We start from the raw sequence: 11,841 nt of genomic DNA, 5'->3' as shown, positions 1-11,841 counted from the left end.
CCCACCCTGCGCCGCGACGAAGGCGACCGACGACGCCTCCTCACCTCCCTCGCCCACGCCTGGACCACCGGCCTCACCGTCGACTGGACCACCGCGATCCCCCGCGGCCGACGCGTCGAACTGCCCACCTACCCGTTCCAGCGGGAGCGGTTCTGGCTCGCCCCGAGCACGACCACGCCCCCGGGGGCGGGCCCGTCCACCGACGGTCTGTGGGACGTCCTGGAGCGCCAGGAGCCGACCGAACTGTCCGCCGAGCTCCAGGTGAGTCCGGCCGCGCTCGGCGAGGTGCTGCCCGCGCTGGCGGGCTGGCGGGCCGAACGGACCGCGACCGCCGAGGCCGACTCCTGGCGCTACCGGATCGGCTGGCAGCCGCTGGGCCTGAAGCCCGCCGAGGCGCCGGCGGGCCGCTGGCTGGCCGTGCTGCCGGAGAGCGACACCGCCTGCCGGGTGGTCGAGGCGCTCGCCGCGGTGGGCCTCGACGTGGTCCCGTTCACCGTGAGCGGACCCGGAACGGGACGCGAGGCGCTGGCGAAGCGGGTGACCGAGGCGCTCGGCGACGGGGAGGCGCCGGCCGGCGTGCTCTCGCTGCTGGCCCACGAGGAGCGCCCGCACCCGGAGTTCGCCGACCTACCGGGCGCGGTCGCGCTGACCCTGGCCCTCGTACAGGCACTGGGCGACGCGGGCGTGGAAGCGCCGCTGTGGTGCCTGGTCAGCGGGACGGCGGTGCTCGGCGCGGGTGAGCGGCCGGGCGGCCCGGTGCAGGGTGCCGTGGCCGGGCTGGCACGCACGGTGGCGCTGGAGCACCCCGAGCGCTGGGGCGGGCTGGTGGACCTACCGCCCGCCGACGGCGCGGGACTGGACGAGCGGGCGGCGCGGCGGCTGTGCGCGGTGCTCGCGGCCGCGCGGGACGAGGAGCAGGTGGCGGTGCGGTCCACCGGCGTGCACGGGCGCCGGCTGCTGGCCGCCCCCGTCCGGACGGCCGGGGACTCCGGGCCGGGCCCGGCGGTGTGGCGGCCGGCCGGGGCGGTGCTGGTGACCGGCGGGACCGGCGCGGTCGGGGCGCACCTGGCGCGCCGGCTGGTGGCGCAGGGTGCCGAACGGGTGGTGCTGCTCAGCCGCCGAGGTGCGGCGGCGCCCGGGGCGGCGGAGCTGCGGGCGGAGCTGGGCCCGGCCGTGGAGCCGGTGGCCTGCGACGTGACGGATCGGCAGCAGCTCGCCGCGGCCGTCGCCGCGTACCGGCCGGACGCGGTGGTGCATGCCGCCGGGGCACTGGACGACGGGGTCCTGGACGCGCTGACGCCCGAGCGGATGGCGTTCTCGCTGCGCGCCAAGCTGACCGCGGCCCTGCTGCTGGAGGAGCTGACGGCCGACCTGGAGCTGTCCGCCTTCGTGGTGTTCAGCTCGGTGATGGGCGTGGTCGGCAACGCCGGTCAGGGCAACTACGCGACGGCCAACGCCGCTCTGGACGCGCTGGTCGCGCGGCGCCGGGCCGCCGGCCTGCCGGGAACCGCGATCGCCTGGGGTGCCTGGGGCACCGAGGGGGCCGACCGGGGCACCGGCGGCGCGGGCGCCGGAATGCTGGCCGACGAGGTGGCCCGGCGGCTGGGCGACCGCGGTCTGCCGACCATGGCACCGCGCAGCGCGATCACCGCGGTGGCCCGCGCGCTGGGCGAGGACGACGAGCTGGTGGTGGTCGCGGACGTGGACTGGCGGCGGCTGGCCGAGTCGTCCGGTCTGCGTTCGGCGCTGCTGGGACGGCTGCCGGTGCCCGCCACCGCGGCGCCGGCCGAGGAACGGCCCGCGGCGGCGGAGCGGCCCGGCGAGCTGGCCGGCCGGCTGGCCCCGCTGGCCCCGGGCGAGCGGATGCACCTGCTGACCGACCTGGTGCGTGCCAACGCCGCGGCCGTGCTGCGGCACGCCGACAGCGGCGCCGTGCTGCCCGCGCGGGCGTTCGCGGAGCTCGGCTTCGACTCGCTGACCGCCGTCGAGCTGCGCAACCGGCTGGGTACGGCGACCGGTCTGCGGCTGCCCGCGACCGTGCTCTTCGACCACCCGACACCGCACGCGGTGGCGGTGCGGCTGCTGGCCGAGCTGGGCCTGGCGCGGGAGTCGGCCGAGCCGGGCCCCGCCGGTGCGCCCGGGGGCGGCGCGGCCGCCGGGCCGGACGGCGGCGAGCCGCTGGCCGTGGTCGGCATGGCCTGCCGCTTCCCGGGCGGGGTGGGCTCGCCGCAGGAGCTGTGGGAGCTGCTGGCCGAGGGCCGGGACGCCGTCGGTGACTGGCCGGCCGACCGCGGGTGGGACGTCGAGCGGCTGTTCGACCCGGACCCGGACCGACCCGGCACCACGTACAGCCGCAGCGGCGCGTTCCTGGCGGACGCCGGCGGCTTCGACGCCGAGTTCTTCGGGGTGAGCCCGCGCGAGGCGCTGGCCATGGACCCGCAGCAGCGCCTGCTGCTGGAGACCGCCTGGCAGGCGGTCGAGGACTCCGGGCAGGACCCGTCGGCGCTGCGCGGCGGCCGGGTCGGCGTCTTCGTCGGCACCAACGGTCAGGACTACGTGGACGCGCTGGCGGCCGCCGAGGGGATCTCCGAGGGCCACCTGCTGACCGGCAACACGGCCAGTGTGCTCTCCGGCCGGATCTCCTACGCCCTGGGGCTGGAGGGTCCGGCGCTGACCGTGGACACCGCCTGCTCGTCCTCGCTGGTCGCCCTCCACCTGGCGGCCCAGTCGCTGCGGCGCGGGGAGTGCGAGCTGGCGCTGGCCGGCGGGGTCACGGTGATGAGCACGCCCAAGCTGTTCGTGGAGTTCAGCCGTCAGCGCGGGCTGGCCCCGGACGGGCGGTGCAAGGCCTTCTCGGCGGACGCGGACGGCACCGGCTGGGGCGAGGGCGTGGGCGTGCTGGTGCTGGAGCGGCTCTCCGACGCCGTGGCCCGCGGCCACCGGGTGCTGGCCGTGGTCCGGGGCTCGGCGGTCAACCAGGACGGTGCGAGCAACGGCCTGACCGCGCCCAACGGCCCCTCCCAGCAGCGGGTCATCCAGGCCGCGCTGGCAGACGCGGGGCTGACCGCCGACCAGGTCGACGCGGTCGAGGCGCACGGCACCGGCACCCGGCTCGGCGACCCGATCGAGGCCCAGGCGCTGCAGGCCGTGTACGGGCGCGGCCGGGCCGCGGACCGGCCGCTGCTGCTCGGTTCCGTCAAGTCCAACCTCGGCCACACCCAGGCCGCCGCCGGGGTCGCCGGGGTGATCAAGACGGTCCTGGCGATGCGGCACGGCCTGCTGCCCCGGAGCCTGCACATCGCGGAGCCCAACCCGCACGTGGACTGGTCCTCGGGCACGGTACGGCTGCTGGCCGAGGCCGTCGCCTGGCCGGACACCGGCCGGCCGCGACGCGCGGGCGTCTCCTCGTTCGGGATCAGCGGCACCAACGCCCATGTGATCGTGGAGCAGGCGCCCGACGCCCCCGTGCGGGCGCCGCTGCCCGCGCGCCGTGCGCCCCTGCTGCTGTCGGCCCGGGGCCCGGCCGCCCTGCGGGCCCGGGCCGAGCAGCTGGCCGGCCGCCTGGACGGGCGGGAGGAGGTCGACCTCGCGGAGCTGGGCCGGGCCCTCGCGGTGAGCCGGGCCGGTCTGGAGCACCGGGCCGCCGTGCACGGCGCGGACCGGGCGGCGCTGCGCGAGGGCCTGCGGGCGCTGGCCGACGGCGCCCGCTCGGCGGCGGTGACCACCGGCGTGGTGCGGGCGGACGGGCGGACGGCGTTCCTCCTGCCGGGCCAGGGCAGCCAGCGGGCCGGGGCCGGGGCCGGGCTGTACCGTGCCGAGCCGGTCTTCGCCGACGCGCTGGACGAGGTGCTGGCGGCGCTGGATCCGCACCTGGACCGGCCGCTGCGCGAGGTGATGTTCGCCGCGCCGGGCAGTGCGGAGGCCGCGCTGCTGGACCGCACCCGCTACACCCAGCCGGCCCTGTTCGCCCTGCAGACGGCGCTGCTGCGCCTGCTGGACCACCACGGTGTGCGGCCCGACCTGCTGCTGGGGCACTCGATCGGCGAGCTGTCCGCCGCGCACGCGGCCGGGGTGCTGGACCTGGCGGACGCGAGCGCGCTGGTGGCCGCGCGCGGCCGGCTGATGGACGAGCTGCCCGAGGGCGGCGCGATGGTGGCCGTCGAGGCGACCGAGGAGGAGCTCGCGGCGGTGCCGGCCGCGCCGGGGGTCGACCTGGCCGCGGTGAACGGACCGCGCTCCTGCGTGCTCTCCGGTGACCGCGCGGCGGTGCTGGCCGTGGCGGAGGAGTTCCGGGCGCGCGGGCGGCGGACCAAGCGGCTGGCGGTGGGCACCGCCTTCCACTCCGCGCGGCTGGAGCCGATGCTGGCGGCCTTCCGGGAGGTCGCGGCGGGCCTGGCGTACCGGCCGCCGACGCTGCCGGTGATCTCCGACCTCACCGGTGAGCCGGCCGGCGCCGAGCAGCTGTGCTCCCCCGACTACTGGGTGCGGCACGCGCGCGGCACCGTCCGGTTCCTGGACGGCGTGCGGCGGCTCCGAGCCGAGGGTGCCGACCGCTTCGTGGAGCTGGGCGCCGGCGGGGTGCTCTCCGCGCTGGTGCAGGAGTGCCTGCCGGACACCCCCGAGGGCGCGGCGGTGGCGCTGCTGCGCGAGGGGCGGCCGGAGGACGAGTCGGTGACGGCCGCCCTGGCCCGGCTGTACGTGCACGGCACGGCGGTGGACTGGAGTCCCGGCGGCACCGGCGGCGGCCGGGTCGAGCTGCCCGGCTATCCGTTCCAGCACCGCCGGTTCTGGCCGGTGCCCGCCGTCACCGCCCCGGCCACCGGGCGGCTGCGCTACCGGATCGACTGGCAGCCGCTGGAGCCGGGGCCCGCGGCCCGGCTCACCGGCCGCTGGCTGCTGGTGCTGCCCGAGGGCGCCGACACGGACGGCCCGGCCGACGGCGCCGCGCGGGCGCTGGCCGCCCGCGGCGCCGAGGTCGAGCTGCTGCGGACGGCGGACGGTACGGACCGCGCCGCGCTGGCCCGCCGGCTGCCCGCCGCCGTCGACGGAGTCCTGGCCCTGCCCGGCACGGACATCGAACTGCTCGTCCTGGTCCAGGCGTTGGGCGACGCCGGGGTGAGCGCGCCGCTGTGGTGCGCGACCCTGGGCGCGGTGGAGGCCGGCGGGCAGCCGGTCGGGCGGCCCGAGCGGGCCCGGCTCTGGGGCCTGGGCCGGGTCGCCGCGCTGGAGCACCCCGAGCGCTGGGGCGGTCTGGTGGACCTCCCCGCCGAGCCGGACGACGCGGCCTGGGAGGGGCTGTGCGCGGCACTGGCCGGAGCGGGCGGTGACGACCAGCTCGCGGTCCGCCCGTCCGGTCTGCTGGGCCGCCGGCTGCGCCGCTCCCCGGTCCCGGCCGCCGCCACTCCCGCCGCCACCCCGGCCGCCACCCCGGCCGCCACCGCCCCGTCGGCGGGTTTCGCGGCCCTGCGCGGCACGGTGCTGATCACCGGCGGGACCGGCGGCCTGGGCGCCCAACTGGCCCGGCGGCTGGCCCGAACCGGCACCCGGCGCCTGGTGCTGACGAGCCGGCGCGGACCGTCCGCCCCGGGTGCGGAGCGGCTGGCCGCCGAACTGACCGCGCTCGGCGCCGAGGTCACGGTGGCGGCCTGCGACGTGGCGGACCGCGCTGCGCTGGCCGCCCTGCTGGACGGGCTCGGCGAGGAGCGGGTCGACGCGGTGGTGCACGCCGCCGGGCTGACGTCCGACACGCCGCTGGCCCGCTGCACGCCGGAGGGCTGGGCCGCCGAGTGCGCCGCGAAGGCGGCGGGCGCGGCCAACCTGGACGCCCTCCTGGAGGGCCACCGGATCGAGGCGTTCGTCCTGTTCTCCTCGGTGTCGGCGGCCTGGGGCAGCGCCGGGCAGGGGGCGTACGCCGCCGCCAACGCCCAGCTGGACGCGCTGGCCGAGCACCGGCGCTCGCGCGGGCTGCCCGCCACCTCGGTGGCCTGGGGACCGTGGGCGGGGGCGGGGATGGCCGAGGGCCCCACCGGCGAGCGGCTGCGCGCGCTGGGGCTGCGCCCGATGGCGCCCGCGACCGCGCTGGACGCGCTGGAGCAGGCCCTGGAGCTGGACGAGACGCACCTCGTGGTGGCCGACCTGGACTGGACCCGCTTCGCGGCGCTCTTCGAGTCGGCCCGGCGCAGCCCGCTGCTGGCCGAACTGACCGCCGCCCGGGCGGCGTCCGCCGACGACGGCCGGGGCGACGACCGGGGCGAGGACCGGGGCGACGGTGAACCGCGGGAGGCTCCGGACGCGCAGTCGTCCCCCGGCGCCCTGCTCCGGGCCGGGCTGGCACCGCTGGGCCCCGAGGCCCGGCAGCGGCTTCTGGTGGACCTGGTGCGCAGCGAGTCGGCGGCCGTTCTCGGGTACGCCGACACGGCCCGGGTGGAGCCCGAACGACCGTTCCGCGAGGTCGGTTTCGACTCGCTGACCGCCGTCGAACTGCGCAACCGGCTGGTCACCGCGTGCGGCCTGGAGCTGGCCGTCACCACCGTCTTCGACCACCCGACCGCCACCGCGCTGGCCGAGCACCTGCTGTCGCTGCTGGTCGGCCGGACGGACGGGCCGGACGGCGGCGCGGGCGCCGCGACCGGTGGTCCGCTGCCGGTGGGCGAGCCGCTGGCCGTGGTGGGGATGGCCTGCCGGTTCCCCGGCGGGGTGCGCTCCCCGGAGGACCTGTGGCGGCTGGTCGCCGACGGCACGGACGCAGTGGGCGGGCTGCCCACCGACCGCGGCTGGCCGCTGGACTCGCTGTACAGCGGCGACCCGGAGGCGCCCGGCACCTTCTACGCCACCGCGGGCGGATTCCTGCACGACGCGGGCGAGTTCGACGCCGAGTTCTTCGGCATCTCGCCGCGCGAGGCCCTGGCCATGGACCCGCAGCAGCGGCTGCTGATGGAGACCGCCTGGGAGGCCGTGGAGCGGGCCGGCCTGGACCCGGCCGGGCTGCGGGGCAGTAGCGGCGGGGTCTTCCTCGGCGTGGCCGCGCAGGGCTACGGCGCCGGGCCGCAGGATCCGGCCGCCGACGTCGAGGGCCACCTGCTCAGCGGCACGGTGACCAGTGTGGCCTCCGGCCGGATCGCCTACACGCTGGGCCTGGAGGGCCCGGCCGTGACGGTGGAGACCGCCTGCTCCTCCTCGCTGGTGGCGCTGCACCTGGCCGGGCAGTCGCTGCGGGCCCGGGAGTGCTCGTTCGCGCTGGTCGGCGGGGCGGCGGTGATGGCGAGCCCGGACGCGTTCGTGGAGTTCAGCCGCCAGCGCGGGCTGGCCGCCGACGGGCGGTGCCGCTCGTTCTCCGACGAGGCCGGCGGCACCGGCTGGTCGGAGGGGGTGGGCGTGCTGCTGGTCGAGACGCTGACCGAGGCCCGGCGCCTGGGGCACCCGGTGCTGGCCGTGGTCCGCGGCACGGCGGTCAACCAGGACGGTGCCAGCAACGGCCTCACGGCTCCGAACGGGCTGGCCCAGCAGCGGGTGATCCGTCAGGCGCTGGCGAACTCCGGGCTGTCGGCCGCCGAGGTGGACGCGGTGGAGGCGCACGGCACCGGCACCACGCTGGGCGACCCGATCGAGGCCGGCGCGCTGCTGGCGACCTACGGGCGGGAGCGGCCCGGGGACCGGCCGCTGTGGCTGGGTTCGCTGAAGTCCAACATCGGCCACACCCAGGCCGCCTCGGGCGTCGCCGGGGTGATCAAGAGCGTGCTGGCGCTGCGTCACGCCGTCCTGCCCAGGACCCTGCACGCGGAGCGGCCCTCGACCCGGGTGGACTGGTCGGCGGGCGCGGTCGAACTGCTGACCGAGGCGCGCCCGTGGGAGACCGAGGACGGACGCCCGCGCCGGATCGCCGTCTCGTCGTTCGGGATGAGCGGCACCAACGCGCACGCCGTCCTGGAGCAGGCCCCCGAGCCCGCACCGGCCGGGGCCGGCGACGCGAGCCGCGCGACCGGCAGCACCGGCACGGGCGGCGCAGGCGACGCGGACGGCACCACCGACGCGACCGGCGCGGGCGGGCTGCCCTGGCTGCTCTCGGCCCGCGACGCGGCCGGGCTGCGCCGACAGGCCGGCCGGCTGCTGGCCGCCGTCGACGCCGACCCCGGGCTCACCGCGACCGAGGCCGCCCGCACCCTGGCCACCGGCCGCGCCGCGCTGCCACAGCGGGCCGCCCTGGTCGGCGCGGACCGCGACGCGCTGCGTGCCGAACTGTCCGCGCTGGCCGGGGGACTGCCCTCGGGCGGGGTGTTCGAGGGGCGGTCCGGCGCGCCGGGCACGGTCTTCGTCTTCCCCGGCCAGGGTTCGCAGTGGGCCGGCATGGCCGTCGAACTCCTCGACACCGCACCCGTCTTCGCCGAGCGGATGGCGCAGTGCGAGAAGGCCCTCGCCCCGCACGTCGACTGGTCGCTGACCGGGCTGCTGCGCGACGGCGACCCGCTGGACCGGGTCGAGGTGGTACAGCCGGCGCTCTGGGCGGTGATGGTCTCGCTGGCCGCGCTGTGGCGTTCCCACGGCGTCGAGCCGGCCGCCGTGGTCGGCCACAGCCAGGGCGAGATAGCCGCCGCCGTCGTCGCCGGCGCGCTGAGCCTGGAGGACGGCGCCAAGGTGGTCGCGCTGCGCAGCCGGGCACTGCGCCGACTGGACGGCGCGGGCGGGATGGTCTCCGTGTCGGCCGCGCGGGACCGGGTCACCGAGCTGCTCGAACCGTACGGGCCGGAGCTCGCCGTGGCCGCGGTCAACGGCCCGCAGGCGGTGGTGGTGGCCGGTGTGCCGGAGCGGCTCGTCGCGCTGCTGGCCGACTGCGAGCGCGCCGGGGTGCGGGCCCGGCGGATCCCGGTGGCGTACGCGGCGCACTCCCCGCAGGTCGCCGAGGTGCGCGAGGAACTGCTGGCACACCTCGCCGAGGTGCGGCCCCGGCCCGCCGAGGTCCCGCTCTTCTCGACGGTCACCGGCGAGCGGATCGACGGCGCGCTCCTGGACGCCGCGTACTGGTACCGCAATCTGCGCGAGCCGGTCGTCTTCGACACCGCGACCTCGGCGCTGCTCGCGGCCGGTTACGAGCTGTTCGTCGAGGTGAGCCCGCACCCGGTACTGGTCGCGGCGGTCGACGGCTCGGCGCAGGCCGCCGGCCGGCCGGCCACCGCCGTCCCGACCCTGCGGCGCGGCGAGGGCGGACCCGACCGCCTGCTGCGGGCGCTGGCCGAGGCCTGGGCGGCGGGCGCGCCGGTCGACTGGCGGGCCGAGCGGCCCCTGCGGCCGGACCGGCTGCCCACCTACGCCTTCGCCCGCGAGCGCTACTGGCTGCCCACCCCCGGGCGCGGCGGCTGGGCGGCCCTGGCCGGCGGCACGGCGGCGGGCTCCGCCCCGGTGGGTGACCCGGTGGCGGCCGGCGGGACGGACGGCGCGACGGACCCGGCCGGCGACCTGGCCCTTCGGCTGGCTCCGCTGGACCGGGCGGAGCGGCACCGGGTGCTGGTCGAGCTGGTCGGCGCCCACGCGGCCGCCGCCCTCGGGCACGCCTCGGCGGCGGCCGTCCGGCCCGACCGGCCCTTCGCCGAACTGGGCTTCGACTCGATGCTCGCGGTGCGCTTCCGCAACCGGCTGAGCGCGGTCACCGGCGTGCCGCTGCCACCGACGGCGGTCTTCGACCACCCGAGCCCGGCCGCACTGGCCGAGCTCCTGGAGAGCGTTCTCCGCCCGCCGTCGCGCGGCCCGGCCGAGGCCGAACTCGACCTGCTGGAAAAGGCCCTGGCCTCGCTCGACCCGGCCGGGCCGGACGGCCGCGAGATCGGCTCCCGGCTGCGCGAGCTGCTGCGCGGCTGGGGCGAACGGGCCGGCCGGGGCCCGGCCGAGGCCGAGCCGCCGGTGACCCTGGCGGCGGCGACCGCCGACGAACTCTTCGACCTGCTCGACAACGACTTCGGAATGGCCTGAGGGAGAGCTGGAACTGATGCCGGACAACGAGAAGCTTCTCGACTACCTCAGGCGAGCCACTGCCGACCTGGGCGACGCGCGGCGTGAACTGCGGGCCGCCGAGGACGCCCGGCACGAGCCGATCGCCATCGTCGCCATGGGCTGCCGCTACCCGGGCGGGGTGGACTCGCCCGAGCGGCTGTGGGAGCTGGTCGAGCGCGGTGAGGACGCCATCGGCGACTGGCCGGACAACCGCGGCTGGGACGTCGAGGGGCTGTACCACCCGGACCCGGACCACACCGGCACCTCGTACACCCGCAGCGGCGGATTCCTCCACCAGGCCGACGAGTTCGACGCCGGCTTCTTCGGGATATCGCCGCGCGAGGCGCTGGCCATGGACCCGCAGCAGCGGCTGCTGCTGGAGACCTGCTGGGAGACCGTCGAGCGCGCCGGTCTCGACCCGGCCGGGCTGCGCGGCAGCCGGACCGGCGTCTTCGTCGGCGCGATCGGCAACGGCTACGGGGTGGGCGCCCGGGGGCTGCCCGAGGTCGAGGGGCTGCTGGACACCGGGACGGCGAGCAGTGTGCTCTCCGGGCGGGTCTCGTACACGCTGGGCCTGGAGGGTCCGGCGATCACCATGGACACCGCCTGCTCCTCCTCGCTGGTCGCCCTGCACCTGGCGGTGCGCTCGCTGCGCTCGGGCGAGTGCGAGCTGGCGCTGACCGGTGGCGTGTCGGTGCTCGCCGCCCCGGACGCGTTCGTGGCGTTCAGCCGGCAGCGGGCGCTGTCCGCCGACGGCCGCTGCAAGGCGTTCGCGGGCGCGGCCGACGGCACCGGCTGGTCCGAGGGTGTCGGCGTGCTGCTGCTGGAGCGGCTCTCCGACGCCGTGGCCCGCGGCCACCGGGTGCTCGCCGTCATCCGGGGCACCGCGGTCAACCAGGACGGCGCCAGCAACGGCCTGACCGCGCCCAACGGCCCCTCGCAGCAGCGGGTGATCGCCGACGCGCTGGCGGACGCGCGGCTGTCGGCCGCCGACGTGGACGCGGTGGAGGCGCACGGCACCGGCACCACGCTGGGCGACCCGATCGAGGCCCAGGCCCTGCTGGCCGCCTACGGACAGCAGCGGCCGGACGGACGGCCGCTGTGGCTGGGCTCGCTGAAGTCCAACATCGGCCACAGCTCGGCCGCCGCCGGGGTCGGCGGCGTGATCAAGATGGTGCAGGCGATGCGGCACGGTGTGCTGCCGAAGACCCTGCACGTGGACGAGCCCACCCCGTTCGTCGACTGGTCGGTGGGCGCGGTCGAACTGCTGACCGAGGCCCGCCCCTGGGAGACCGAAGGCGAGCGGCCGCGCCGCGCCGGGGTCTCCGGTTTCGGGGTGGGCGGCACCAACGCGCACGCGATCGTCGAGCAGGCGCCGGACGCCGGGGACCTGCCGGACGCCGCGGGCCCGGACGCGACCGACGCGGACCCCACCGGCCCGGTCCCGGCCGGCCCGCTGCCCTGGGTGCTGTCGGCGCGCGACCCGCAGGCGCTCCGCGCCCAGGCCGCCCGGCTGGCCGCCTCCCTGGCCGACGGGCCCGCGCACGACCCGGCGGAGATCGGCCGGGCGCTGGCCACCACCCGCACCGCCTTCGAGCACCGCGCGGTGCTGGTCGCCGAGGACGCCGCGGGCTTCGCGGCCGCGCTGGAGGCGCTGGCCGCCGACCGGACGGCGCCGAACGTGGTGCTGGGCACCGCCGGCCCGGCGGGGAAGACCGCCTTCGTCTTCCCGGGGCAGGGCTCGCAGTGGGCCGGCATGGCCGTCGAACTCCTCGACACCGCACCCGTCTTCGCCGAGAAGATGAACCAGTGCGAACAGGCCCTCGCCCCCCACGTCGACTGGTCCCTCACCCAACTCCT

2 protein-coding genes are annotated in these 11,841 nt (G+C 78.1%); both read left to right on the top strand.

The window, feature by feature from the left end; genetic code table 11:
- Positions 1-9,960 (top strand): SDR family NAD(P)-dependent oxidoreductase (locus PUR56_RS05235; RefSeq protein WP_329948031.1); only part of this gene is annotated, 9,960 nt, incomplete at its 5' end.
- Positions 9,961-9,973: 13 nt separating this feature from the next.
- Positions 9,974-11,841: type I polyketide synthase (locus PUR56_RS05230; RefSeq protein ID WP_443034436.1), on the top strand; the 1,868-nt coding region annotated here is incomplete at its 3' end.

The organism is Streptomyces sp. BE303 (genome assembly GCF_036290945.1).
In the GTDB taxonomy this organism is placed as follows: Bacteria; Actinomycetota; Actinomycetes; order Streptomycetales; family Streptomycetaceae; genus Kitasatospora.
Note: the sequence above shows the minus strand (reverse complement) of the source record. Positions and strands in the feature narration are given on the sequence as shown.